This window comes from Leuconostoc lactis, assembly GCF_007954625.1.
Lineage (GTDB): Bacteria > Bacillota > Bacilli > Lactobacillales > Lactobacillaceae > Leuconostoc > Leuconostoc lactis_A.
The window spans coordinates 700694-726308 of record NZ_CP042420.1 but is presented as its reverse complement, the minus strand read 5'-3'; the positions used below and the strand labels follow the sequence as shown (position 1 = coordinate 726308).

Sequence of the window (25615 nt, the reverse complement as noted above, 5' to 3'; positions counted from 1 at the left end):
CTTTTTTAACCTTGTCTTTATATTCAAGTGTTATGATAATTATAATTGTGAGTCCTATCATATTGTTGAATATGATAGGCAAATCTAGCAACATTTTAGGAGACTTATTCATATGGATCCCCAATCAGATTCACGTACGCACCGATATCAAGCGCCAAAGCACAAGCTACGCAATCTGATTTTTATTGGTATTGCTATTATGACGTTTGTGATCGGCTGCTTTGCTTGGTTAACCATTCACAACACAAAAGGTGTCATCGACAAATCATATGCCGGTGCTGGCCTCACCAAATCACGTGATGTATCCGAAGTGATTAAAAGTGGTCGCCCAATTTCTGTTTTATTGTATGGTACGGATACTGGTGAATTAGGTCGCACCTATCGTGGGCGTACTGACTCCATGATGCTGTTGATCATCAACCCTAAAACTGAACAAACAACTATGATTTCGCTCCCTCGCGACGCCATGGTCTCAATTGCCGGTTATGAAAATACTTTCCCACAAAAATTGAACGCAGCTTACGCCTTTGGTTCCACAGCTACGTCAATTAAGACGGTGGAATCATTTTTGAACATCCCCATCGACTTCTATGCCCTCGTCAATATGGGTGGTCTAGCAACTATGGTTGATCAAGTTGGTGGTATTTCCGTAAAGTCACCACTTGATTTTACCTATAGTCAAGAAACTGCCCACAATTACGGGCCTAATCTCTACCGTTTCCATAAGAACAGTAACAAATATGAGCATTCTGACGATAACGGTGCGACTTGGTCCGCTTCCAAAACGGTTATGAATGGCGATGCTGCTCTGGCCTTTTCACGCATGCGTTACGGTGATCCGACTGGTGATTATGGTCGTCAGCAACGGCAACGCTTAGTTTTAGAAGGCCTCATCAAAAAGTCGGCCAATGTGTCCAGCTTACTCAATGACAAGTTCATGGCCACTATTTCTAAAAATGTGCGAACTGACCTGACGTTTGGTGATATGACAACAATGGCTAGCAAATATATTAAAGCTAAAAATCATATTACCACCGAACACATGCAAGGTGTGACCACCAATTATCCCGATGCTGCCGGTAACGATGTCTCTTATGAAGTGATACCACAAAAGGAAAAGCAACGGGTCACGGATCTCGCCAGAAAAGCCCTTGGTCTTAAAGCCGAGAAAACTGGCCGCCCTTACGGCGGTAAAATTCCATCAAGTCTCGCCAACATCGCAGCATCATTACGTCCAGTAGACGATAATAGTAGCGACGAGACCGATACAACCACAGCACAATAAAAGCACCATGCCAAATGGCTTGGTGCTTTTTTATTATGCTTTATCCAAAGTAATCAACGCCCATCGCATGACGGACATCTTTCATCGTCGCTTCCGCCACCACATTAGCACGTTCTGACCCTGTTTTTAACATCTCCAGAACCGCCGGAATGTCCTGAGCAAATCGTGCACGTCGTTCACGAATTGGTGCCATTTCGGCTTCCATCACGTCAATTAAATGCTTCTTAAGCTTCATGTCGCCTAGACCACCGGCCGTATAGTGTGCCTTTAATTCAGCCACGCGTTCTTTGTCGGGATCGAAAATATCAAGGTATGTGAAGACAACGTTACCCTCAACATGTCCCGGATCGTCAATATTGATGTGCAACGGATCAGTATACATCGCCTTCACTTTTTTGGCCAATGTATCGGCATCATCAGAAATATAAATCCCGTTGCCCAATGATTTAGACATCTTAGCATTACCATCAATACCAGGTAAACGCCCTTGTCCCTTCGGTGGAAAGACACCGACTGGTTCAACAAGGACATCAGATTGGTAGGCATTGTTAAATGACCGTACCAGTTCACGGGCTTGTTCTAACATTGGTTCCTGATCATCCCCAACCGGCACTTTCGTGGCGCGGAAAATGGCAATATCAGCAGCTTGTGACACCGGATAAGTTAAGAACCCAGCGGGGATTCCTTCACCAAAGCCTTTTTGTGAAATTTCTGCTTTCACGGTCGGATTACGTTGTAGACGTGCTACCGACACCAAGTTCATAAAGTATTCTGTGAGTTCAAATAGCCCTTTGATTTGTGATTGTACAAAAATCGTTGTTTTCGTTGGATCAATCCCAACTGCCAAATAATCCAAAGCAACTTCTGTTAGTGATTGTCGAATTTTTTCTGGATTACGCGCATTATCTGTAAAGGCTTGCGTATCAGCAATCATCACAAATGGTTCATATTCGCCTGAATTTTGCATTGCCACACGATTTTTTAATGACCCAATATAATGACCGATATGCAACTTACCAGTTGGTCGATCACCTGTTAAATAAATTTCTTTAGACATTTTAACTTCCTCTATTAAAAACGTGCAGTATGCACTCTATCTCTTATTATACGGTAAATTTCACAATGTTCATAGCCAAAAAGATTAAAAATACCCTTGACTTAAAATGTGATAAACATTAGAATTATATCATTATATGACGATAGGAGATCGATACGATGAAATATGCAGTAGTTGGCGCAGGCGCAATGGGATTGCGATACGGTATTCTCCTTCAGGAAAATGCAGGTGTCCCAGTAGACTTTGTTGAACCTACCCAGGCGAGTTTAGATAAGATTCGTGCGCAAGGCGACAAAGTTTGGAAATCACGTGACCACAAAGATCGTCATGACATTAAAATTAACATTTTCTCACCCGAGGAATATGATGGCGAGCCTGATGTCTGGATTTTCTTTATGAAGCAAATGCAGCTACAAGATACCCTCGATCGTCTGGCACCAAAATTCAAACCTGGTCAAACAGCCTTAGGTGCTATGAATGGCATGGGCCATATTGAAAAACTACAGCAATATTTCGATGATGAACACATTATTGGCGGCACAGCCATGATCGCCACTGTCTTAAATGATTTTGGCGACGTCGACTTTATGGGCGCTGAAGGCGCTGGTTCTTCTGTCTATGCCAATTTGACAGAGAAACCTTCCGCAACCATGGATGCGCTCCTAGCTGACTTTAAAGCTGCGCATTTAAACCCAAGTTACACTGAAAATTTCATGGGTACACTGCTGACTAAAGTCTTCTTCAATGCCGTTGAGAACTCAATTGCAACGATGTTTCAATCACGGATGGGCCAATTAATGGCTTATGATAATTTCCTGGAAGGCATTGCCCGGCCACTCATCAACGAAGCGTACGATGCCGCTGAAGCTGCTGGTATTGAACTCATCGAAAGTCGCGATGATATGGTGGCGCAAGTTGACTATGTCTCAAACGTGGCCAATCCCCTCCATTTTCCTTCTATGTACCAAGACTTTGTGAAGGGACGGCCAACCGAAGTTGATTATATCAACGGCTGGATTGCAGACCTTGCGGATCAACACGGTACCCAAGCTCCAAATCATCGTTTGGTCACCAATTTCGTCCACTTGGCTGAATCAATGCGTGAGTTCACGCCACCTGTTAATAAGTTAGCCCCAGATTATACTGGCGCTTAATAAAAAAGCATGCCACGGCATGCTTTTTTATTGTGCTAACAAGGCCAATGTTTCAGCGTGTTGCACACCATTAAAATATTTATCAAGTGCTTGTTGGTAAAGGGGCGTCTCCGGCGCAACTTGGTTAAATAGCGTCAAACTGGCTTGGAACTTTGGTGTATCTACTGCGCCAAACACAGCCACTGGATCGTTACCTGCCAATGCCAGCGTCGTGGCGACAATCGCCTCTAAACGCGTCCGAAGTACTGGATCTGCCAAGTAAGCTTGTGCCTCTTTGGCATCAGCTAGCCCATAATAAATGGCCCGTTCACTTTTACCCAAAGCACGTAATTGTGGTAAGACGTACCACATCCAATGCGTCTGCTTTTCACCCTGACTTAATTCTGCTAACGCATCTGTATACGTATTAACCCCGACAATTTCGCCGTTTTGCGCATCCACAAAGCGCTGTAAGGCTGAATCAAGCGTGATATTTTGGACAGCGCCAGATGCTTGGTACTTTCTAAATAAACGATATACGGCCCGCCCTGCAAACGTGAGGTGCATATGGTCAATTGTTTGGGGGGAGACCCACTTTTTGGCATCGATTTCCGTCTCGTCAATACCTGTTTGTTCAGCCGTCCAATCCGTTAAATGAAAAACCGTCGTATAAAGTTTTGCACGGTCGCCATTTGGATAATGCGCCACAAATTGTTTGCCGGACACTGTCCCAATCAATTGTAGCTTTTTCGGGTCAGCCGTAATGCCCGCTTCTTCGGTCGCTTCTCGTGCGGCATTCTCTTGCCAAGACAATTCTGGTTCAACGTAACCTCCAGGAAACGCCCAACCGTCAAAATCCCGATTATAAATCATCAGCAATTCACCTTGTGGGTTTTCAATCACCACATCGGTTGTAGGCATCACTAATTCAAAATCGTGCCCCACTCGTTCACGAATTTTTGCAACATAAGAATCTGCGTATGGCATGACATTGTTTATCCAAGTTATAACTAACTTAGCCCTTTCTTACCTTATCCTATTTTCCTCATTATAGCAGTAAATGGTTCTGTACCCAATAATTGATACTGTCACACTGAAAACTTATTGGCAATTTGTTCAATATCTTTAATGACCAGTGAGATTGTGCCATTGTCATGATTGATAAATTCGACTTTTGAGCGATCTTGATAGACAGCCATTGGGATGGAAACTTCAATCCCTGAATCTAATTTAAATTTTTGCACGCGATACTTCTTTTCATATTTTGGCGTATTCTCGACCGGTACTTTGGGCGCAACCGCTTTTTCGGTTAACTTTTCTTGATATTGCGCTTGGGCCGTCAAATTATCTGGAAACGCTTGTTCAGCAATTGCAGTTGTATCAATCTATCCCGTTGATAAGCCGTCATAAATGACTGCCTGAGTCATCGCTAATGCTTCATGCGCCGGTATGTCGTCAAATTTTTCAGCCACGGCTTTCACAGTCCGCTTAATGGTCTGAATATTTTCTTTCAACGACGTTTCGGGTGTCAACGCCAGAAACTTTTCCGAAAAATAAGCACAACGCTGGCCATCAATCACATATTTTTTCTCTAATAACTGATAACGTTGCGTCGTCAAATCAACGATAATCGCCTCATCAACGGTTTGACTGCTGGCCGGTAAAACCGTTTGGTTCAACACCAAATTGTTCACCATTTGATCGTCAATATAGGTCACAGTGTGCGCATAACGCGGTGAAAAATTCAGCTTGAGTAAGCCAAAGATTGGGCCATCATCTGACGTCGCCAAAAAGCTCAGCACATCCCCGGCTGGCACAGCGTCACTAGCAGCAATAAGATCAAATAATTTTGTGGCTAACGCCGTCGTCATCTCTGAAAAATCAGGATTAGCCAGCATCGTTGCCAGATAATCTTGCGCTGTCAAAGTGCCTTGTTTCACATCCCCGGCTGACACTTTAGCGACCAGTTTTTCAATATACGCTTGTACGCCAGCATTATCTAAGGGCATCTCTCCTTGTGAAGCGATGAGGCTGCCTGTATTCGTGTCTAGAATATGTAACATCGCATGTTGGATAATCATCTTTGCATCCTTTATGTTTAATCATTTTATTATATCATGCACGCTAATGTTGCTATCTTTCGGATAACAAAAAAGCCGACAAACCGTTAGGTTTATCGACTTATCACGTATGATCACGCAGCTAATTACTTCTTCTTATCAGACTTGCCTTTGTGATCCTTGCCCTTACGAGCTTCACCCTTGTTAGCTTCGCCCTTATCGGCTTCAGCATCTGAAGCTTCACGAAGTTGTTCATCTTCATTCACGACATCATCGTCAGTCAAAGCAGAAATGATCAACTTGTCGTCAACTAAGTCAGCACGCAAGTGCTTTTCTTCAGGATTTTCAAGGTAGAAGTCCGTCACTTGATCACGGATTTGTTGTTCGATCACGCGACGAAGTGGACGTGCACCCATTGCTTCATCATAGCCTTGTTCAATCAAGTATTCCTTGGCGGCATCAGTCACTGTCAACGTGATGTCCTTCTTAGCCAATGTTTCGTTCACATCGTCCAACATCAAGTTCACAATGTGCTTCAAATCTGTCTTTGTCAAAGCTGAGAATTCGATCACACCGTTAAATCGGTTCAAGAATTCTGGACGGAAGTATGGTGCCAAACGGTCCATTAATTCACCTTCGCTCTTGTCTGAGAAGCCAGCGTTTGATGTTGCGATAATCACTGTGTTCTTGAAGTTCACAACGTTACCTTGACCATCAGTCAAACGACCATCATCCATGACTTGCAACAACAATGTCAAAACTTGTGGGTTAGCCTTTTCAATTTCATCCAATAGGACAATTGAATATGGATTACGACGTACCTTTTCAGTCAATGTGTTGCTGTTGTCGTCATAACCAACGTAACCGGCTGTTGTACCAATCAACTTTGATACGGCTGTCAAGTCTGAGTATTCTGACATATCCAAGCGGATGATGTTTTCCTTTGAACCAAACATATCAAGGGCTAGTTGCTTAGCCAATTCTGTCTTACCCACACCAGTAGGACCGACAAATAGGAAGCTACCGATTGGACGGTTACCTTCGTCAAATCCGGCACGGTTACGACGGATGGCACGTGCCACCATGTTAACCGCTTCATCTTGACCAATAACCTTACCAGCCAAACGTGAACCGATTGTCTTCAAACGTTCGATATCTGAAGCACCCATTTGTGATACTGGGATACCAGTCAAACGTTCAACAGATTCAGCCACATCGTTTGTTGTTGCAACAACCTTAGTTGCCTTGTCTGCGCCAGCAATTTCCTTTTCCAAATCGGCAATCTTGTTCTTGTGCATCAAAGCAGCTTCGAAGTCTTCGTCAGCAACAGCCTTTTCTTGCTTTTCCTTAGCTTCAGCAAGTTGCTTTTCAAGACTTACCTTATCTGTAACAGGGTTCTTAGCACTCAAGTGCGCAGCTGTCATATCCAACAAATCAATGGCCTTATCTGGCAATGAGCGTTGTGGAATGTATTGAATTGAATAGTCAACTGCAGCCTTCAATACTGGTTCTGGCAATTCAACATGGTGGTGCTTTTCATACAATGACGCAATACCCTTAAGAATTTCCAATGTATCCTTTGCTGATGGCGCATTAACCGTTACTTCATTGAAACGACGTGCCAATGCGGCATTCTTCATGATTGTGTTACGGTATTCGTCTTGTGTTGTCGCACCAATAACTGAAATTTCACCACGGCTCAAAGCTGGCTTGATGATATCAGCCAATCCCTTACCGCCATCTTCACCGCCAGTTGAACCGGCACCTAGGATTTGGTGGATTTCGTCAAAGAACAAGATGATGTTACCGGCAGCCTTAACTTCCTTCATCAAGTTTTGGATGTTTTCTTCAAAGGCACCACGGTATTGTGTACCAGCTTCAAGACTTGAAATATCAATTGAGAAGATTTCCTTGTCCTTAATTGCGGCTGGGACATCACCATTCACAATGGCTTGTGCCAAACCTTCAACAACTGCTGTCTTACCAACACCAGCATCACCAACCAATACTGGGTTGTTCTTTGTACGACGACCAAGGATTTCAGCTGTTTCTTGAATTTCTTTGTTACGACCAATAACTGGATCAAGCATACCTTCACGCGCTTCAGCCGTCAAGTTACGACCAAGCTTCATCAAGATGCCTTCTTGCTTAACTTGTCCAGGTTGTTGTGCAGCCATGCGACCGTTCCCAGCAACTTGTCCTTGTTGTGTGCTTTGTGGCAACTTACCAGTTTGACGATATTCTGCAAATTGTTCAGGTGTCACTTCTTGTCCGTTGATCAAGTAACGACGGTTTTCAGTGTTGAAACCGTTCATGTTACCCATCATGTTGTTAAAAATTTCGTTCATGTCAGATCCGAATGGATCATCGAAAAAGTTGTTATTTGCCATAAGTATATCCCCTCTTATCTTAAGTTATAATCAAAATTATCTGCGTCAAGCCCCAACTGCGCTGATATCAAATAACGGTTCAACGTCCCTCAGGGTTGAAATAAAAATTTTCTAGATCGCGAAGCACTTCCCACATGGCCTTATTTTGAGCCTTAGCAAGTGCATCCAAATCTCTAACATTTAAACTAGTTGCGTCTGATTGTGTTTTGTTAAACGATTTATGAATCGTTGTATAGCCGTAACCAGACGCCTTCGCTACCCGATAAATCGTGAGCGAATTATCATCTAAATACGCCTTAATATCAAATTTCATGATCGTTTGCTCCAACTAATTTATCTATTTTGTCTGACCGCGCACATGAATGTGGTGACGATCAGTAAAGCTTATGCTCCCCTTCATTTTCCCCCATCTCCTTTACGATTATCATTATACCACTTTTGTATTATAACGCAAGTGTAAAACACTCACTTTTGTAAATTATTTTATCAGCCCAGAGCTGTTATACTGAATAGGTAACAACGTCACCATGGCATTGCATTGCAGAAAGGACATGTGCGTGAGCTCACGCACATCATCAATATGACAGAAAATACAAACAAAAAACGGGCTTATGCACAAAAAGCACGGCCAACAACCGGCAAAAAGCCCTATTACGGCAAAAAATTTGATCCCCGTCGACAAGATCGTCGCCAAGCAACTGGTGATGGGGTCGACGTGCGCATTGGTCAAAATTTCCCACTAACAATTAAGCGTTTAGGGATTAACGGCGAAGGTATCGGCTACTTCAAGCGTAAAATCGTTTTCGTCCCTGGGGTTTTACCTGATGAAGTCGCAGTCGTTAAGGTAACCGATGTCCAACCCAAATACATCGCAGCTAAAGTGCTCAAAATCCGTGAAAAGTCCCCTAATCGGGTAACCCCACGCGATGAATACGCAGATGAAGTCGGTGGCTTTGAACTAGAACACATGACTTATCCAGCACAATTAGCCTTCAAAAAAGACGTGATTGCCCAAGCCCTGGAAAAGTTCCAACCACGCGGCTGGACTGATTATGACTTACGCGATACCATTGGTATGGCAAACCCCTATGAGTATCGCAACAAAGCGCAATTCCCTGTGCGAAAAATTGGCGATAAGCTGAGCGTGGGGATGTATAAGCGCAGCAGTCATGATTTGGTTGATTTGCCTGTTGTGCACACGCAAGATCCAGCAACCATGAAAGTGTTGCGGACAGTACGTGATTTGCTTGATAAATTATCCGTTTCCATTTATAACGAAGATAAAAATCGCGGGACTGTCAAAACCATTGTCGCGCGTGCGTCACATACAACCGGTGAAGTCCAATTAACATTTGTCACAAACACTGACGGCTTCCCCGGTGATGCCGCTTTAATTGAAGCCATTAACCAAGCACTCCCCGAGGTCACGGGTATTTTCCAAAACTTTAATCCTGGCCGAACAAGCATTGTTTGGGGTGAGGAAACCATCAAATTATGGGGTAAAGATTACATCGAAGAAACGATTATGGGCAAGACTTTTCAGTTGTCACCCCGTGCCTTCATGCAATTAAACTACACCCAAATGACCGTTGTTTATAACGAGGCCCTTGCCGCACTTGATTTGACTCATGCAGATAAACTCGTGGATGCTTATGCTGGTGTTGGCACAATTGGGCTGAGTTTGGCAGATAAGGTCGGTGAAGTACGCGGTATGGAAATCATTCCAGAAGCCGTTGATGATGCCAACATTAACGCTGAAATCAATCACATCACTAATGCCAAATATGAAATTGGTACGGCAGAAGAACTCTTTCCAAAATGGCAAGCAGAAGGTTGGATCGCTGATGCCCTCGTGGTGGATCCACCACGCACTGGTTTAGATACCGCCTTGCGTCGTGAAATTCTACGGACCAAGCCAGAAAAGTTTGTGTATATTTCTTGCAACGCGTCAACCTTAGCACGAGATTTAGTTGATCTCACCCAAGCTTATCAAGTTGAATACATTCAAAGTATCGATATGTTCCCGCAAACTGCCCGTTGGGAAGGCGTCGTGAAGTTAACACGCCGTGATTAAAACATAAAAACAGCCAAACCATTAATGGTTTGGCTGTTTTTAGTTTTATCATTCTGATTTCTTCATTCTTTTCACTGCAAAGTAACTCATTAAATAAAAGACAATCATCACAATAACCATTAACCCAGCGTACAGATACCGACCAGATTTAATACGAAGCAACGCATCAAAGTGCGGTATTCTTGCAATAATACCCATAATACCAAAGGCCAACGCTACAATCACAAAAGGCGTCCACATCTGTTTATCTGTCAGTCGCAGATAAACAATTCCGCCTATTAACCAACCTAACAAAATAACACCAATCCCCCAAATACCATCAAGAGATATTCTGACCGGAGTTTTCACCAAAATAGTGATTAAAGATAGCGGCGCTAAAGCAATAATGGCTATCAGACACCAAATCAGCCATTGCATCACCTTATGCAAGCGCCACGTCGATACACGATATATCGTTACCGCAAGGTACTTAAAAAGTATTATAACCATTAGTAAGGCATACAATCCAGCAATTAACATGGCCCCCACATCAGTTGGTTTACCAGTTGTCGTCAATGTTGGAAAGATGGTAATGCCCATATAACTCCCGACAACTATCAGCGCGAGTTTAACCACCGCCCAAAAACTTCTGGGTACTTCTGCCAAAAATGCATCCGCTACCTCTTTTGGCTCTTTTCCGAAATAATCAACTGCAGATAGGCCATCTTTTTGGGCAGCAAGAATATCTTGTAGTACATCAAGTAAGAAGGATTCAATCTGCGCCTCATCACGCGAGACACTTTGAAAGCGCAAATAAAGTAGCAAATCATTATAGTATGCTTTATTTTCTTCATTTAAACGTTGCCGCAATTGGTTATTTTCTTCAATCATTTGATTCGTGTTCATTTTTTCTCCCCCCATCAATCATGCGATTAACGACATTTGCTAAGATATCCCACTCCAAAAGAAATGCCTGCTTTTCAGCTTCCCCAGCTGGTGTCACATAGTAATACTTACGGTCTGGACCTTCTTGCGACGGTTGCATTTTCCCCATAATTAATCCACGCCTTTCCATTGCAGCTAATAGTGGATAAATTGTCCCTTTTGGAATATCTTCTAGGCCGTAGTCATTCATTTGCTTACTAATGCCATAGCCATAATCAGGTTTTCGTGACAAAATAATGAGCATCATCCCTTGTAGAATGCCTTTCAACATTTGACTCGACCTATTTTGCTTCATGTGAATACGACCTTTAGAACTATATTGTTTAACATACTAGTAGTATATAATATTTTTACTATATTGTAAAACATACTAGCGAACAAAATAAAAAGCAGTGATTTAAAATCACTGCTTTTCTTGATGCCGACTAGCGGATTCGAACCGTTGACCCCCTCATTACTAGTGAGATGCTCTACCAACTGAGCTAAGTCGGCAACGCCAAGTACTCAAGTATACCTAAGTTATACTAGATACCCCAGAGAACAAATTGTTCTCTTAGTACGGGTGACAGGAATCGAACCTGCACGCCTTGCGGCACTGGAACCTAAATCCAGCGCGTCTGCCAGTTCCGCCACACCCGCATTTAGTTGCTTAGACAACTATATTAGTTTACTTTAAAATCTAACATTCGTCAAGACTTTATTTCACTTTTTTGCTTTAACTGATAGGCCCGTGTCATGAGATCAAGTAAAATCCCATTTTCCACTAAAACCTGCCACATTCCTGGCGTGTATTTTTCCCCGCGAATGATTGCTGACAACACGGCACGTACTAAATCATAGTCTTCTGACGTGGCGGCAATCTCTGCAACAACAGCCTCTGGCACACCTTCATGAAAACCATGTTGTCGCAATGTGCGGTCAAAATTACGATCATATTCCGCTGACTTAAAGTAACTTTGCGCGAGTGCCAAAATATCAACTGAATAGGCTGGATATGGGCCAGATGGCCAGGGAATTGGTTGGCCTTTAGCTGATGCCAATACGGCAATATTTTTTTCAAAGTCAAATGCTTGCATAACTGAACCCCCTACTAGATTAAACTCACTATCTAGTATAGCACATTACTTACTTTTTGTCAGTATAAACAACTCAGCAGCAAACTGTACCACAACGCGTAAGATGGCATAAACTGGCACAATCAAAATCATACCAACAATGCCCCACAAGTTACCTGCAACCATCAATAAAATCATAATCGTTAACGGATAAATCGCCAAACTTTTACCAATCACATTTGGATAAATGAAGTTCCCATCCAATTGTTGCACAATCGTCATGACAATCAACACCAACACCACTTGTTTCCAAGATTGTGTGCTGGCAATAATGAGGGCTGGCACCACACCAATCCACGGTCCAAGGTAAGGCACAATATTCGTAATGCCGGCAACAATTCCGAGCAACCAAGCATAAGGTTGTCCAATTAAGAGATAACCAATGGCCATTGAGGCACCAACGAAGCCCATTTCAATTGCTTGTCCGGAAATATATTTTTCAATCGTCGTATCCATCTTTGTGGTGAGTTCTGAAATTGTTTCCGCGTGCCGTGCAGGAAATAGTTTTTGAATGGCGGGCACCAAGCGATTCCCATCGCTTAACATATAAAATAAAATGACTGGAATCGTGACCAAATTGATCGTGACCGTTGTGACCGTTGAAGCAACAGTGCCGAGCGTCCCAGCAGTTACCGTCAAAAACGAACCGGCGTATTTGCCCACCGCTGTTTTAACTTGTTCCACATCAACTGACAAGTGAAGCGCATCAAACCATTCACTCTTCACGACTTCTGTCGCGATGCGTTGCGCATCATTCACAAAGCTTGGCAAAGCGTTCACTAAATTCGTTATTTCTTGAATTAATGTTGGCACCAACACAACTAGCGCCCCGACAATCATGGCTAAAAATCCCAAAAATGTGATGACGACAGCTACTTGATGTGGCATCACTTTACCACGGATTTTTATTTTTTGAATCAGTGAGACCAGTGGCTTTAAAATATAATACAGAAAACCAGCGACCACCAAAGGTGCAAAGACCGTCGAAATGAAAACCTGAATCGGGCGCATCAAAAAGTCAAAGCCAGAGACGATATACACCAGCAGTGATAGCGCTAATAATTCAATTGTCCAAAAAAAGAGTTGCTTTAACTTAGGATTTGGAAACATGTGTGTTATTCCTCCAACGCATTCAGTAATTTGTGTTGTACTGTGGGCAGTGATAGGTGCTGCCACTGGTCAGGCGTCAAGTATTGCCGATTATCAGTTAATGGCAAATCTCGTTTCACAAGCCAAATTTCCCACCGACGATGTGTAAAGACGTGCACAATAGGTTTAATGTGTAGCTGTTCACCGACAATTTGCTCAATGCTTTGAATTTCTTCCAACGGGAAAGTCCAAAAACCCGATAACAAACCAGTATCTGGTCGTTTTTCAAAGAGTAGGCGGCCATCTTTTTCTGAAACGGTTGCCATATACAGCTGTTTAACTGGCTTCTGCTTCTTTGTTTTAACCGGATACGCCATTTCCACACCATCGCGATAGGCTGCGTTAAAGGCCCGCACCGGTGAATCCTCACTGTTAGGATTTTTAGCTGTCATATAACTTGAGCCAAGATCCATAATAGCTTGGTTAAAGTCGCCTGGTCGATCAGGATCAACAATCGGCAAGATAGCATCGTAAAAAATCTTTCGCGATTTTGGTTGCGCAATATCGGCGTCAATTTTTAGTAAACGACTGAACACGCGATAAGCATTGCCATCCACAGCCGGTACGACTTCGCCAAAGCTAATCGAAGCAATGGCTGCTGACGTATAAGGGCCAACACCTGGTAAGACTTGCAGATCATCAGCACTTTCCGGCCAATGCCCATGTAAATCATCCACAACAAAACGCGCTGCTTTTTGTAAGTTACGCGCCCGTGAATAATAGCCCAGACCTTCCCAAAGCTTTAAAACTTGTGCTTCTGGCGCACGTGCTAAATCCTGTACCGTTGGTAAGGCCTGCATAAACCGTTCATAATATGGTAAGACAGTATCCACTTGGGTTTGTTGCAACATGATTTCTGATACCATAACCCGATAAGGGTCATGATCCACACGCCAAGGTAATGTCGCACGTCCCTCACGGTCATACCAATCCAGTAATGTGCGACGAAAATTTTCAATTGTTTCTTCTGACCAAAATTCCATAATACTATTGTACCCTAAGTTAGCCTGAATTTAGCACGGGTTATTCGCAAAGCCTTGTTTTTTCGGGATATATAACGTATAATAATATCTTGTATGTAAAACATTTAAAAAGGAGTACCCATCATGGCATTAAAGAAGCCGCTTAATTCATTCGCCCGTGCTCGCAAGGTCGGACACAACTCAGCCAAGAAGCAACGCCAAATTGCGATTGCAAAGTTGCAACAATGGGCAAAAGGTAAGTCAGAAGAATTACCTGAAACAAAGTAATCACATCTGATCCCTAAAAAAACCAGTACAAGTACTGGTTTTTTTGTTTGCCCTTTTTTCACATAAAAGCACTTATTTATGGTACGGAGAGCCTTGTTGAATCATAAAGGCCCGATAAATTTGTTCAACCAACACCAAGCGCATTAATTGATGTGGTAGCGTCAATAGACCAAAACTCATTTTCATATTGGCGCGTTGCTTGATCGTAGGATCAAGCCCTAGCGAGCCACCAATAATAAACGTGATGTCTGAATAACCCGCTAAGGTGACATCTGCTAGTTTTTGCGCAAACGCCTCTGAGGGTAATTGCTTGCCTTCAATCGCTAACACAATCACAAAATCACGTGCCCCAATTTTTTCTTGAATCCGTGCCCCTTCTTTCATGAGAATTTGTTGATTCTGGGCTTCACTCGCTTTATCCGGTGTTTTCTCATCAGTTAATTCGATAATGGTCGTTTTAGCAAAACGTGATAATCGCTTCGTATATTCCGCAATTCCGGCTTTCAAGTAGTCTTCTTTTAACTTACCAACAGTGATAATTTTAATGTTCATAACGGTTAACACCTTTATATTTTCTTAAACTTTTTCATCATGATGCAAACATTTGTATCTGGCAACTTATCCACAATTTGTCATACGAACAACATAAATGCAACATCGTAATATGCCTATTATACCAGTACTTATCCTGTTCGTATATTTTTTTATCCACAGTTTTTAGCACATTTTAAATAAAATGTGGATAACTTTTTCCACGTTTTTGAATAGCGTTTTAGCCAATTTTCACCCGCAATTCTTGACCTTATCCACAGTTTTCCACTTTTTTATCCACAACTGTGGATAAGCACAGATGTTCCCTTAACATTACAACAGAAAAAATGGCTAATGTTCCTATTTTCAGTCACTATCTTGATTTCATCTGTTTTTTAACGTGCCTTACGTCCTAAACGCAAACATTGACGCGCTATTGACATTATTGATCAAAAATTTACGAAATCACGCCGATTTTGCCGTTTTCATCGTCTATTTAATGAAAACTTAACAAATAAAACCAGTTTTCAACATGAGCCCGCCGACTTATCCACATTTTATCGACTTTTACACCGATTTATCAACATTTTCAGGCGATTTATTAACATTTTCAGAAAACAGCAGCTCATCCAATTTGTAAAAAATGTGTAAAGAAAAAAGTTAACGTGTACGTTAACTTCCTAATTTTTGTGTTAATTTAACTTTAACAGTCTTTTTCTCTGCTTGGTGATAATAAGTGATTGTGACCGTATCATCGAGATCATGCTTATACAGTTCTTCACGCAAGTCAGCTTGCCCAGTCACTGTTTTACCATCAATCCCAGTAATCACATCGTATTTCTGAATACCAGCCTTAGCCGCTGGTCCATTAGGGGTCAAACTCATGACAACAACGCCGCCCTTAACTGTATCCGGAATCTTCAACAATGACTTTTGGTCATCAACAGTCACAGCTGATAATTCAACTAATCCAATCCCAATAGCTGGACGCGTCACTTGGCCATACTTGACCAACTTATTGACAATATCCACCACTTGATTTGACGGAATAGCAAATCCCATGCCTTCAACACTCGTGCCTGAAGCAGATGAAGAGAGTTTCATTGAGTTGATACCAATCACTTGGCCAGCAAAATTGATTAATGGACCACCGGAATTACCAGGGTTAATGGCCGCATCGGTTTGAATAACCGTTGAACCTCCATAATTTTGCCCATCTTCAGAAGAAGATTCCACCAAACGCTTCTTAGCCGAAATAATCCCTTCTGTGACCGATGAGGCGTATTGTGCGCCTAACGGTGAGCCAATAGCCAAGACTTTCTGACCCACCTGAATTTTATTGGAATCACCAAATGCTGCCGTTGTGGTAACCTTATCGGCCGCGATCTTTAACACCGCTAAATCCGTCATGGCATCTTTTCCAACCAACGTAGCCGTCACTTTTTGCCCATCATGTAACATCACTTGAATTTGGGCTGCCCCGTTAATCACGTGATTATTTGTCACCACATAGGCCGTATCCCCAGACTTCTTGTAAATCACGCCGGAGCCTTCAGACGCTTCTTGAAAAGAATTTTTCCCCGCTTGGGAGAAATTCAACACAGAAACAACCGCATCTGACACTTTATTATAAGCTGATGTCGCTGTCGCATCCTTGGCAATTGTCACCGTCTTATCGGCCTTGGTTGTCACTTTTTGCTGTGATTGTTGTACGTCTTCCAAACCACGCTGCCCATACAACATCGCCCCACCACCAAGAACACCAGCAATTGCGCCAGTTATGATAATTTTTGTTAATGATTTATCCACCATATTATTCACCCATCTATTGCTTTGTTTTAAGTGTACCGATTACAAATTAATATTAAATTAAATTATACCGATAAGTTATCCCCAGTAAAGGCATTAATCTTTAAAATATATTTATCACGACCACTATGTGCTTCAAACGCCCAAACTGGCAGATAAATATCATAACCATTCACCGTTAATATTTTATCATAGTACAAGTAGCCCTCAGATAAACGATCCCCACTATCCAATTCATTATATCGGTACAGCGCAACAATCGCCTCTTCTTCCGAAATAAGTGGTCGGTCATCACGGAGCTTTTGACTATTGATTAACTGCCGTTTCACCACGTTGGTTGGCTTGCCATTTTTATCATAGTGAAAAACCATTGTGGCTGGATCCGTCATCACCGGTAGACCATTGACGACTTGAGAATAGACCTTATCCCCATTCGACTTATTGGCGGTTAAAATCGGATTATAGCGGTAACCCGCATCATAAGCAATCACGTTGGGCGATAGGCTTGTTGGCTCACCATCGCGTGGTTTCAGCCCTTTAGCTGTGCGGAATTCGCCAACCAACGCTTCCGCATCGCCTGCCGTTGTTGTCGCGAGATCACTTGGCAAGCGGATAATTTCTGATTTTTTAGCATGTTGCGCAGCCAGATAGCTTTTATACTTAATCGTTGTGCTAAAACTCGGCAACTTAATATTTTGCTTTCTCATCTCCAAAATAATATTTGCGTTAGCGTCCGCAACTTGAATCGGTGCGACACGGCCAGCCTGCCACCAATTAAATAGGAAAATGTCCAGCAAAACAAACAAAATCAACATGAGCACGGTAATACGTTTAAATTGCATGGCTGCCTCCTTTTTGTTTTGCCAATCACGATTGATTAGCTTTTGCTGCTATATAGGCTGTGACACTGTGCCAACCATCTGGCGTCTCAATCATCCAAGTTGGCACCATGTTGACCGCGGCTTGGCTATCTTTATTAATCAGCCATTCATAACCTGGCGTAATAAAGTTATAATCGCTTGGCTTGACGCCTGCATCACGCAATTGCTTTAAGACATCAGCGGTTGACGGCAAGGTAACATCTGGCTGATTATTAGGTACTGGTACGCCTAATTCATTGAGCGAATAGGTACTGGTCTGATGCCCATTTTGTGACATATCAATATGAATCGCCCCACTTTCTGATTGGAAATAAACCGGAAAGCCTTCGACATATGTCCGATAGGTCACTGATTGGCCAAGATTCTGACTTTCAAAAAAACGCGTATCGGTTAAGTTAAGTTGTAATAAGTTGATTTGTGCAAAACTCAAATTCAAGCGCTCAAGATATGATTTCGGTAACTTATTTTTAACGTTATTGTCCTCAAAGGTGATCGTTTCCCACTCAGGATCATACGTGACTTTTTGATGGTTTAATTTGTTGGTGTAAATCGTTTTATCGCCATCTTCGGTCATCACGATCTGATTCATCGTGCCCAGTAATGCAGAAACATACATTTTGGGGTCGCGTCGGTTCACAAGATAAGAATAGACCGGTAGCTTAAACGATTGCGCGTAGTTTAACTCGGCACGTCCTTGCTGTGTTTTAAAATTAACCGCAGTATGTTTAGGGAGCTGATTCACCATGCGCCAAACGTCATCATCATCCAATCGCCCGACCTTAACCGTGGTGATCTGTCGCTTTTTAGTATTCACAAAATAACCATTATTAGACTGATCAAGTGCCAAAACAAAGTAATCAAAGTTAAGCGCTTTCTGGCGTTCAACTTGTTGATTATAACGTGTATTGAAATAATCAATTGGGATCACATCCGGATAACGTAACACTAGGCTACTTTTGGTCCTTAAAATCTTTTCTATCCGCTGCGTACTGACCGTGGTTGTTTGCGCATCGGAAAAACGCGCTGACATCAGTGCGTTTCTAATTGTTTTAACTTGTTTTGAATCGGTCTTTAGAACAACATGTTGCTGGCCATTGGCTTGGGTAATAATATACTGCGTTGGCCGAAAAACCTGAATGAGCTGCTGGTTGGATTGCTGCGTTGCGGATTGGCTGGCCGTTTCCGTTGGTCCAAAAGACTTAAAAGTAAAGGCGCTCAAAACAACTGAGGCGCCAATCGCAAGGACCAAGAGCACATTCAAAATGGTTTGTTGGAGAAGAAATGGTTTATTCCGCATCCCAATCATCCTCCTCTAACTCGGCATCATCCACATACGCTAACGAAATATAGAAGGTAGAGCCTTTATTTTCAACGGAATCAACCCAGATACGACCATTAAACTTTTCCACAACTTCTTTTGAAATTGCTAGTCCTAAGCCAGTGCCACCTTGGGCACGTGACCGTGATTTATCCACACGGAAAAAGCGGTTGAAAATATTATCCAAATCTTTTCGTGGAATCCCCAGCCCTTGATCGGAAATGCTTAAAATTGCGCGTGTCTTAGTTTTAATTAAACGTGCCGTAATCGTGCCGCCATCAGGCGAGTACTTCACGGCGTTATTCATGATATTATCCAACACTTGGGTAAACTTATCTGGATCCACTTCAACCCAAACATCTTCATTGGTGAATTCACGTTTAATGTTGTAGCTTTTGTTTGGTGTGTCAGCATTTTTAGCATCGTTTTCAATAATCATATCGAAACGATTTAAGACAAAATTGAACAGACTATTGAGGTTCACCACCTCAAGTTTCACATCCATCGTCCCTTGATCCAAGCGTGATAACTCCAACAGATCGTTAATCATCCGAATCATGCGTTGCGTTTCATCCTGAACCACGCCCAAAAAGTTTTGCGCCATTTCGGGATCATTAATCGCGCCTTCAGCCAGTGCATCAACATAAGAACGCACAGAGGTCAACGGTGTTCGTAATTCGTGTGACACATTGGAAACAAACATGCGGCGTTCGGAATCAATTCGCTGTTGTTCCGTAATATCATGTAAGACCACGACTAGGCCAGAGATAAAGCCCGACTGCCTTTTAATCAAGGAAACATAAGCTTGGACGACAACTTCTTTGCCGGCATCTGACAAATCAACCTGGAAATCATTCAGATTTTCCAACATATCGCGCAACGTACGCTTACCACGTAGATGTAGCAAATCCACAACATGTTGTCCAATCGCCTCTTCACGATCGACACCGACAAAATCTGCTGCCGCTTGGTTAATAATCGTCACTTCACCCCGCCGGTTAGCTGCCAAAACACCGTCCGCCATGTGGGTGAGCACCGAATCCAGTCGATTTCGCTCCGCATTGACCGTTTCGGTGGATTCCTCGACTCGCGTGGAGAGTTCATTAACTGATTGGGCCAAATGACCGATTTCATCAGAACCATAGATATGGTTGACCATCGAATAGTCGCCATTCGCAATTTTAGTCGTCTGTTCATCAATTTGTTCAATCGGTCGCGTTAAGGTATGCGCCAAGAACAGCGCCAGACCAATGGTGGCAATTAAAGCAATTAAGCCAGCAATGATAAAGAGCCGCATCACGCTGTTAACATGTTGATAAACTGGTGCCAAGCTGGCAGCAACAACGATAACTCCACTCACATCACGGACACGATCTGACGTCACCCCTAACGGTATCGTTAATAATTCCTTACGATCACCATTATCATTGATAATGCGTGTCTTTAAAAAAGATTGCTCGCCGGAAATCGCTTTTTGGGCATTTAAATCCGTGGTTTTTTGCCCAATAGTTTGCTGACCAGAAACGGATAATGTCCCACGAATTGTCCCTGTACGATCGATAACTTGCGCTTCCTGCAAGTTATCATTATTTAAACTGGATAACACATCTTGAATCTCATGGTTACCCGCGTTTGTATCTGGGTTTTTGAGTGCCGTTGTAATCTGATCGGTCACATATTTGGGTAGCGTAATTTGTTGCTGAAAAGTCGCCAAATTTTGCTGTTCAATTTGGCGTACAAAAAACGCACCCAAAAGTTCGAGTGCGATAATCATTAGCAACACAAAAACAAGGGTGATGCGAAAACGAATAGATTTAAAAAAGCTGATCGTACTGTTCATAGTTACCGACGGCTTGCGTCTGTCTCCTTGCAATATCCATATCAAAATGGTGTCATCATCGCATATTTCAACCTGCAAGGTATGAAACGATGCGACTTATTCTGCTTCTGGGCGTAAGTAATACCCAACGCCGCGACGCGTTGCGAGCCAGTTTGGGTGACTTGGGTTGTCTTCAATCTTTTCGCGTAAGCGACGGACAGTGACATCGACCGTGCGGACATCACCAAAATAGTCGTAACCCCATACTTGTTGCAACAAGTGCTCACGGGTCATCACTTGCCCAATGTGTTGGGCAAGATAATACAGCAGTTCAAATTCACGGTGTGTTAATTCAATATCCTGCCCCGCCTTTGATACCATATAGGCTTGCGGATGAATCGTTAAATCACCGAGTTCAATATCTTCTGTATTGACGACCGCATCATCTGAATGTTGCGCAACTGCCTTACGACTACGCAAGTTAGCTTTGACACGTGCGACTAATTCTCGGTTAGAAAAAGGCTTCGTCACATAATCATCCGCACCCATTTCTAGACCCAAGACTTTATCAATTTCAGAATCCTTGGCTGTCACCATAATGACCGGAATTTCTGACTTTGAACGAATTTGACGCAATACTTCAACGCCATCAATTTCGGGTAACATTTGATCTAACAAAACAAGATCTGGCTTTTCGTCACTGAACATGGTTAAGGCTTCTTGACCATCCGCTGCCGTGACAACATCATAGCCTTCTTTTGTTAAATTAAACTTTATGATATCTGAGATTGGCTTCTCATCATCCACAACCAAAATTTTACTCATGGATATGCTCCTCACGCGTCTTTGCTAGTTTATTTATCTTTAAGTATATCATTTTTATGCCATTTTGTAATATATTGCACAAAAAAAGCCGAATCATCGACTTTTTACCGTACCGTTCAACGTCAAGTCCTGGTTTAGTGTGAACGACGATGGAAACGATTTTTAAATAGTGATGAAATGGCTTCGTTGTTATTAATCCGGCGAATGGCTTCACCAATCAGTTCACCAACTGAAACAATTTCTAATTTATCAAACTTTTTATCTTCAGGTAAGTTGATTGAGTCTGTGACAATCACTTTTGTGAAGACAGAATTCTGCAAGCGTTCAACCGCTGGTCCTGAGAACACGGCGTGTGACGCAACAACATACACTTCTTTAGCCCCATGTTCCATGATCAATTCGGCCCCTTGGGTAATCGTGCCAGCAGTATCGATCATGTCATCAATCATGATGGCTGTCTTGCCTTTAACATCGCCCACAATGCTGCCGACTTCGGCCACATTTGGCTTGGGACGGCGCTTATCAATGACAGCTACCGGTGCTTCTAATTCCAACATATTGTTCAAGTTACGCGCACGGGTCATGCCCCCGTGATCTGGTGACACAACCACCGCGTTCTTCTTGTCCGCAATTCCAGATTCAATCAAATAGTCGGCTAACAACGGTGCGCCTTGCAAATGATCCATTGGAATATCGAAGAAACCTTGAATTTGCGCTGCATGTAAATCAAGCGCCAATACCCGCGTTGCGCCCGCTCGTTCCAACATATTGGCAACAAGCTTGGCTGTGATTGGTTCACGCGAACGCGCCTTACGGTCTTGGCGTGCATAGCCATAGTAAGGTAATACCACATTGATTTGGTTGGCTGATGCGCGACGCAAGGCATCAATCATAATCAACAATTCCATCAAGTTATCGTTGACTGGGGCAGCGGTTGATTGGATAACAAAGACGTTATCCCCACGAATGCTTTCCTCAATGTTAATCTGTACTTCACCATCGGCAAAGCGCTTGACAGATATTTCACTCAAAGGGACACCCACGGATTCAGCAATCTTTTCCGCAAGTGGCTCATTTGAACTTAAAGAAAAAAGTTTCAATTTAGGTTCTGGCATGTTTGGCTCCAAATATTTTATGTGAATTTAATGTCCCTGTTTATTTTAACAAAAAAAAGGGCCCAGCGCCACTGACGACGTTGCCTTTTATCAGATCATAAAAAAACAGACTGGACATCCCAATCTGTTTTTGATCACGCAATTTACCCTTGTAATTCACGTAAAACGCGTAGTGCATCATCATAATCTGGCTCTTCAGATACTTCTGGTACAATTTGTGCGTAACGCACAACACCGTCAGCATCAACAATGTAAACTGCGCGAGCATCAAAGCCTTGTGACGGAATGTAGAGCTTGGTTGCGTAGCCAAATGATTCTTGTTCATCAGACAACATCCGCAAGTTCTTAACGCCTTCAGCCGCACACCAGTCACGTTGTTCCGCAACAGTGTTTGTTGATACTGTCAAGAATTGGATCCCTTCAAATTGATCCACTGTTTGATTAAAGTGGCGCGTTTGCAATGTGCATGTGCCAGTATTCAAATCAGGCACAACTGAAATTAACATCAATTGCCCAATCAAATCAGCAGTTTTAACCTTTTCACCGTCTTGATCTTCCAACTTAAAGTGTGGTAATGTTTCACCAACTTTTAAGGGTTCCCCAACAAGCGCTGTAACTTCACCTTCTAATAAAACGTCCATTTTGCGACCTCCGCATCTTATATAACCGAACTTTAATTATGATTTAAGCACAAATTTTTCAATGGCGCGTGCCACGCCAGAGTCGTTATTGCTTGCTGTTTCGTAATCGGCGATTGCTTTCAAACTTGGAATCGCATTGCCCATCGCAACGCCAATGCCAGCTTGTTCAATCATGGAATAATCATTGGCCTGATCACCAATCGCCATTGTTGCGTCATGGGATACACCCAATTCATCAGCAAGGGCTAATAACGCATTACCCTTTGAAGCTTGACGATCAATAAATTCCAAATTATTCGCCGTTGAGCGAATGACATTAACATGTTCACTAATTGTCTTTGGTACCGCGGCTTGCACAGCGTCAAGTTCATCACTTTCCGCGTTCGCAATCGCCTTAATAAAGGCAATCTTTTCTAACTCAGCTTCTGAATCTAACACAAATAATGGGAGATTAACCAAGCTATTTTCAAAGCTTGCCCACGGATGGATACAATGATTCGTTGTATACGCCGCATCATGTGATTCAACCTGCACATAGATTTTCTGTGCCGTCATAAAAGCATTAATTTTTTGAAATTCTGATACCGCTAATGGTTGCCGGAACAAGGTCTTTTGACCATCGGCCGTTTGTACGAGACCACCATTATAGGTAATCACATATTGATCCGATCCAGTAATGTTTAATTCTGACAGGATCTTTTGGACACCAGGTAATGGTCGGCCCGTCGTAATGACAATTTTCACGCCTTGTGCCATAGCTGCTTGTACAGCTCGCTTGACTTCTGGTGTAATTTCGTGACGATCATTGATCAGTGTTCCGTCAATATCAATTGAGACAATTTTAATTTCTGACATCTGTTTGCTTGTTTATCCAACAACTGTGTTGTGCTTGTTGTCGCTTCCCTTCATTTAAAATCAGCTAGACACAACCGTTTATCATGCTTAATTACATTATAACAAAATAATAAAGTGCGTCACGACAAAACACTTCAACTTGTTCGGTTCTCGCGTAACATCAGCACGGCTAAATAAGTAAACAAGATGCTGATCCCCGTAGCCGTGAGCAATAGTAATGCGGCGCCAACATTGCCAACCAAAACAGACGCACTCACAATGCCCGACGCTAAAATAGCACCAATCGGCCGAATCGCAGCACTAAAACCACTATAAGCGCCAATTTTTTCTGGGTTCATCATTTCAGCACGCAGAGACTGACTGGCTGGCGTGACAATCATTTCGCCAAGTGTCAAAATAACGGTAAAAACCATAAGTGGCCAAAAGTCCGTTAATAAGAACATGATGGCAAAACTGCCGCCCTGTAAAGCTGTACCGACCGCACTCGCTTTCATTTCAGACCAATGCTTAAATAGTTTGGTCATCATGCCCATCATCAAAACAATCATGAAAGTGTTCACCATAGTCACAATGGATAGCATCCGCTGCCCAAAAATCTCAACACCAGCGATATCAATCGTGTGGAATGTTTGGGATAAATGTGCGGCAAGATAATAATCTGGCGACGTGAAAATAACCGTTGCCCCAATGCTTGCGACCATAAATTTCATATAGCGGCGGTCTGAAAACACGGTTCGGTAACTTTTCACTGCCGCCCAAACCGATTGGCCATGAGTTGGCCGCTTGTCCTTGGGTAAGGTCTCAGTAATCCATACGAGGACAATGATGAGACTAATTAAGGCCCCAATGGCGGTGCCAATCAAGAGCTGAAAACGTGCCGTTTTGAAAAACCAACCACCAAGTCCTGCGCCAATCATCACCGCTAAATTGATGACCCAATAAATCATGGCATAAATAAACTTACGATTTTTCACCGTCGACACATCAATCATCATCGCTTCTTCAGCTGGAGAGGCAAAACTTAACCCCACACTCGCCATCAAGAAACCAAAAAACGTGATGTAAGGATTAATATATAGCGGTGAATTCATCACGGCAGCTAGTAAATAGCCTAATGTCATCAAGCCAATCCCAGCAATCATGACCCGCTTGCGTCCCCACAAATCCGCCAGGTGACCACCATATAAGCCCGCCAGAAAACCGGCCACTTGGACAAGGACTAACAAAATCCCCGTCAAAAAAGCCCCAAAATATCCCACATAATAAATTGTCATATTGGGACCGACCGAGGAGCCAATCGCGACTGTAATAAACATCATCACAATGCGTAATTGAATATTTCGATCAAGTTTAAAAAAATCAGCCATCCGGCGTGCCCTACTTT

23 protein-coding genes, 2 tRNA genes and 1 pseudogene are annotated in these 25615 nt (G+C 42.8%); 4 read left to right on the top strand and 22 right to left on the bottom strand.

What is annotated here, in order from left to right:
* The first annotated feature begins 112 nt into the window (after positions 1 to 112).
* Positions 113 to 1285: an LCP family protein gene (locus FGL80_RS03675; protein ID WP_055308424.1), complete on the top strand. Its 1173-nt coding sequence runs from the start codon at positions 113 to 115 to the stop codon at positions 1283 to 1285.
* Between the two features lie 40 nt (positions 1286 to 1325).
* On the opposite strand, the gene trpS is transcribed toward FGL80_RS03675, so the two are convergent.
* Positions 1326 to 2342 carry a tryptophan--tRNA ligase gene (trpS, locus tag FGL80_RS03670; protein WP_055308425.1) on the bottom strand — a complete coding sequence of 339 codons (1017 nt, stop codon included), beginning with the start codon at positions 2340 to 2342 and terminating at the stop codon, positions 1326 to 1328.
* A gap of 158 nt (positions 2343 to 2500) precedes the next feature.
* Here trpS and FGL80_RS03665 point away from each other — a divergent pair, with 158 nt between their 5' ends.
* Positions 2501 to 3496 carry a ketopantoate reductase family protein gene (locus FGL80_RS03665; protein ID WP_055308426.1) on the top strand — a complete coding sequence of 332 codons (996 nt, stop codon included), beginning with the start codon at positions 2501 to 2503 and terminating at the stop codon, positions 3494 to 3496.
* Between the two features lie 27 nt (positions 3497 to 3523).
* Here the strand turns inward: FGL80_RS03665 and FGL80_RS03660 are convergent, their stop codons facing one another.
* The 4 genes and pseudogenes from FGL80_RS03660 to FGL80_RS03645 form a co-directional block, all read right to left on the bottom strand.
* Entirely contained in the window at positions 3524 to 4462 is a 939-nt protein-coding gene (locus FGL80_RS03660; protein ID WP_055308427.1) for a DUF1810 family protein, read from the bottom strand.
* Positions 4463 to 4563: 101 nt separating this feature from the next.
* Positions 4564 to 5556, bottom strand: a pseudogene (locus tag FGL80_RS03655) (nucleoid-associated protein).
* 125 nt (positions 5557 to 5681) lie between these two features.
* Positions 5682 to 7925 carry an AAA family ATPase gene (locus FGL80_RS03650; protein ID WP_147001809.1) on the bottom strand — a complete coding sequence of 748 codons (2244 nt, stop codon included), beginning with the start codon at positions 7923 to 7925 and terminating at the stop codon, positions 5682 to 5684.
* A 79-nt stretch (positions 7926 to 8004) separates the two neighbouring features.
* A complete protein-coding gene (locus FGL80_RS03645) occupies positions 8005 to 8238 on the bottom strand; it encodes a hypothetical protein (protein WP_029510336.1) in 234 nt (77 codons plus the stop codon).
* A 267-nt stretch (positions 8239 to 8505) separates the two neighbouring features.
* On the opposite strand from FGL80_RS03645, the gene rlmD reads away from it, so the two are divergent.
* Positions 8506 to 9999: a 23S rRNA (uracil(1939)-C(5))-methyltransferase RlmD gene (gene rlmD, locus FGL80_RS03640; RefSeq protein ID WP_055308429.1), complete on the top strand. Its 1494-nt coding sequence runs from the start codon at positions 8506 to 8508 to the stop codon at positions 9997 to 9999.
* A gap of 48 nt (positions 10000 to 10047) precedes the next feature.
* Here rlmD and FGL80_RS03635 read toward each other — a convergent pair whose 3' ends face one another.
* The 7 genes from FGL80_RS03635 to mutY all read right to left on the bottom strand — a co-directional run bounded on the left by FGL80_RS03635 (position 10048) and on the right by mutY (position 14170).
* A complete protein-coding gene (locus FGL80_RS03635) occupies positions 10048 to 10884 on the bottom strand; it encodes a DUF1129 domain-containing protein (RefSeq protein WP_055308430.1) in 837 nt (278 codons plus the stop codon).
* Complete coding sequence (locus FGL80_RS03630) at positions 10862 to 11218, bottom strand: PadR family transcriptional regulator (protein ID WP_055308431.1); 357 nt, start codon at positions 11216 to 11218, stop codon at positions 10862 to 10864. Before FGL80_RS03630 ends, FGL80_RS03635 begins: the two co-directional genes overlap by 23 nt.
* 124 nt (positions 11219 to 11342) lie before the next feature.
* Positions 11343 to 11415: transfer RNA gene (locus FGL80_RS03625), tRNA-Thr, on the bottom strand.
* Between the two features lie 65 nt (positions 11416 to 11480).
* Positions 11481 to 11562 (bottom strand) — tRNA-Leu (locus FGL80_RS03620).
* A gap of 50 nt (positions 11563 to 11612) precedes the next feature.
* Positions 11613 to 11999, bottom strand: a complete 387-nt coding sequence (locus FGL80_RS03615) for a DUF6508 domain-containing protein (RefSeq protein WP_055308432.1) — start codon at positions 11997 to 11999, stop codon at positions 11613 to 11615.
* A 45-nt stretch (positions 12000 to 12044) separates the two neighbouring features.
* Positions 12045 to 13148, bottom strand: a complete 1104-nt coding sequence (locus FGL80_RS03610; protein ID WP_055308433.1) for an AI-2E family transporter — start codon at positions 13146 to 13148, stop codon at positions 12045 to 12047.
* Between the two features lie 5 nt (positions 13149 to 13153).
* On the bottom strand, positions 13154 to 14170 hold the full coding sequence (mutY, locus tag FGL80_RS03605) for an A/G-specific adenine glycosylase (protein ID WP_055308434.1): 1017 nt from the start codon (positions 14168 to 14170) through the stop codon (positions 13154 to 13156).
* A 123-nt stretch (positions 14171 to 14293) separates the two neighbouring features.
* Here mutY and FGL80_RS09035 point away from each other — a divergent pair, with 123 nt between their 5' ends.
* Positions 14294 to 14437, top strand: a complete 144-nt coding sequence (locus tag FGL80_RS09035; RefSeq protein WP_010000998.1) for a hypothetical protein — start codon at positions 14294 to 14296, stop codon at positions 14435 to 14437.
* Positions 14438 to 14509: 72 nt separating this feature from the next.
* Here the strand turns inward: FGL80_RS09035 and rlmH are convergent, their stop codons facing one another.
* The 10 genes from rlmH to FGL80_RS03555 form a co-directional block, all read right to left on the bottom strand.
* Positions 14510 to 14989 carry a 23S rRNA (pseudouridine(1915)-N(3))-methyltransferase RlmH gene (gene rlmH / locus FGL80_RS03600; RefSeq protein WP_147001808.1) on the bottom strand — a complete coding sequence of 160 codons (480 nt, stop codon included), beginning with the start codon at positions 14987 to 14989 and terminating at the stop codon, positions 14510 to 14512.
* 651 nt (positions 14990 to 15640) lie between these two features.
* On the bottom strand, positions 15641 to 16780 hold the full coding sequence (locus FGL80_RS03595) for a S1C family serine protease (protein WP_147001807.1): 1140 nt from the start codon (positions 16778 to 16780) through the stop codon (positions 15641 to 15643).
* A gap of 62 nt (positions 16781 to 16842) precedes the next feature.
* On the bottom strand, positions 16843 to 17619 hold the full coding sequence (yycI, locus tag FGL80_RS03590; protein WP_055308437.1) for a two-component system regulatory protein YycI: 777 nt from the start codon (positions 17617 to 17619) through the stop codon (positions 16843 to 16845).
* 25 nt (positions 17620 to 17644) lie between these two features.
* Complete coding sequence (yycH, locus tag FGL80_RS03585; RefSeq protein ID WP_055308438.1) at positions 17645 to 18955, bottom strand: two-component system activity regulator YycH; 1311 nt, start codon at positions 18953 to 18955, stop codon at positions 17645 to 17647.
* The gene (gene walK / locus FGL80_RS03580) at positions 18945 to 20816 is read right to left on the bottom strand and encodes a cell wall metabolism sensor histidine kinase WalK (protein WP_055308439.1); all 1872 of its coding nucleotides are present in this window, start codon (positions 20814 to 20816) and stop codon (positions 18945 to 18947) included. The genes yycH and walK overlap by 11 nt, the downstream gene beginning before the upstream one ends.
* A 96-nt stretch (positions 20817 to 20912) precedes the next feature.
* Positions 20913 to 21620: a response regulator YycF gene (gene yycF / locus FGL80_RS03575; RefSeq protein WP_029510319.1), complete on the bottom strand. Its 708-nt coding sequence runs from the start codon at positions 21618 to 21620 to the stop codon at positions 20913 to 20915.
* 134 nt (positions 21621 to 21754) lie between these two features.
* Complete coding sequence (locus FGL80_RS03570; protein ID WP_010000991.1) at positions 21755 to 22735, bottom strand: ribose-phosphate diphosphokinase; 981 nt, start codon at positions 22733 to 22735, stop codon at positions 21755 to 21757.
* 143 nt (positions 22736 to 22878) lie between these two features.
* Complete coding sequence (gene tpx / locus FGL80_RS03565; protein WP_055308440.1) at positions 22879 to 23376, bottom strand: thiol peroxidase; 498 nt, start codon at positions 23374 to 23376, stop codon at positions 22879 to 22881.
* Between the two features lie 36 nt (positions 23377 to 23412).
* Positions 23413 to 24231, bottom strand: a complete 819-nt coding sequence (locus FGL80_RS03560) for a Cof-type HAD-IIB family hydrolase (RefSeq protein ID WP_147001806.1) — start codon at positions 24229 to 24231, stop codon at positions 23413 to 23415.
* A gap of 134 nt (positions 24232 to 24365) precedes the next feature.
* Positions 24366 to 25598 carry an MFS transporter gene (locus tag FGL80_RS03555; protein WP_055308442.1) on the bottom strand — a complete coding sequence of 411 codons (1233 nt, stop codon included), beginning with the start codon at positions 25596 to 25598 and terminating at the stop codon, positions 24366 to 24368.
* Positions 25599 to 25615: the final 17 nt, after the last annotated feature.

Bases quoted from the DNA above. Each gene is read 5' to 3' on its own strand.
- FGL80_RS03570 (WP_010000991.1), bottom strand. From the start codon at position 22,735: ATGCCAGAACCTAAATTGAAACTTTTTTCTTTAAGTTCAAATGAGCCA.
- mutY (WP_055308434.1), bottom strand. From the start codon at position 14,170: ATGGAATTTTGGTCAGAAGAAACAATTGAAAATTTTCGTCGCACATTA.
- FGL80_RS03635 (WP_055308430.1), bottom strand. From the start codon at position 10,884: ATGAACACGAATCAAATGATTGAAGAAAATAACCAATTGCGGCAACGT.
- yycI (WP_055308437.1), bottom strand. From the start codon at position 17,619: ATGCAATTTAAACGTATTACCGTGCTCATGTTGATTTTGTTTGTTTTG.
- FGL80_RS09035 (WP_010000998.1), top strand. From the start codon at position 14,294: ATGGCATTAAAGAAGCCGCTTAATTCATTCGCCCGTGCTCGCAAGGTC.
- walK (WP_055308439.1), bottom strand. From the start codon at position 20,816: ATGAACAGTACGATCAGCTTTTTTAAATCTATTCGTTTTCGCATCACC.
- FGL80_RS03595 (WP_147001807.1), bottom strand. From the start codon at position 16,780: ATGGTGGATAAATCATTAACAAAAATTATCATAACTGGCGCAATTGCT.
- yycF (WP_029510319.1), bottom strand. From the start codon at position 21,620: ATGAGTAAAATTTTGGTTGTGGATGATGAGAAGCCAATCTCAGATATC.
- FGL80_RS03660 (WP_055308427.1), bottom strand. From the start codon at position 4,462: ATGCCATACGCAGATTCTTATGTTGCAAAAATTCGTGAACGAGTGGGG.
- FGL80_RS03615 (WP_055308432.1), bottom strand. From the start codon at position 11,999: ATGCAAGCATTTGACTTTGAAAAAAATATTGCCGTATTGGCATCAGCT.
- trpS (WP_055308425.1), bottom strand. From the start codon at position 2,342: ATGTCTAAAGAAATTTATTTAACAGGTGATCGACCAACTGGTAAGTTG.
- FGL80_RS03645 (WP_029510336.1), bottom strand. From the start codon at position 8,238: ATGAAATTTGATATTAAGGCGTATTTAGATGATAATTCGCTCACGATT.
- yycH (WP_055308438.1), bottom strand. From the start codon at position 18,955: ATGCGGAATAAACCATTTCTTCTCCAACAAACCATTTTGAATGTGCTC.
- FGL80_RS03560 (WP_147001806.1), bottom strand. From the start codon at position 24,231: ATGTCAGAAATTAAAATTGTCTCAATTGATATTGACGGAACACTGATC.
- rlmH (WP_147001808.1), bottom strand. From the start codon at position 14,989: ATGAACATTAAAATTATCACTGTTGGTAAGTTAAAAGAAGACTACTTG.
- FGL80_RS03610 (WP_055308433.1), bottom strand. From the start codon at position 13,148: ATGTTTCCAAATCCTAAGTTAAAGCAACTCTTTTTTTGGACAATTGAA.
- FGL80_RS03555 (WP_055308442.1), bottom strand. From the start codon at position 25,598: ATGGCTGATTTTTTTAAACTTGATCGAAATATTCAATTACGCATTGTG.
- FGL80_RS03665 (WP_055308426.1), top strand. From the start codon at position 2,501: ATGAAATATGCAGTAGTTGGCGCAGGCGCAATGGGATTGCGATACGGT.
- FGL80_RS03650 (WP_147001809.1), bottom strand. From the start codon at position 7,925: ATGGCAAATAACAACTTTTTCGATGATCCATTCGGATCTGACATGAAC.
- FGL80_RS03675 (WP_055308424.1), top strand. From the start codon at position 113: ATGGATCCCCAATCAGATTCACGTACGCACCGATATCAAGCGCCAAAG.
- FGL80_RS03630 (WP_055308431.1), bottom strand. From the start codon at position 11,218: ATGAAGCAAAATAGGTCGAGTCAAATGTTGAAAGGCATTCTACAAGGG.
- tpx (WP_055308440.1), bottom strand. From the start codon at position 23,376: ATGGACGTTTTATTAGAAGGTGAAGTTACAGCGCTTGTTGGGGAACCC.
- rlmD (WP_055308429.1), top strand. From the start codon at position 8,506: ATGACAGAAAATACAAACAAAAAACGGGCTTATGCACAAAAAGCACGG.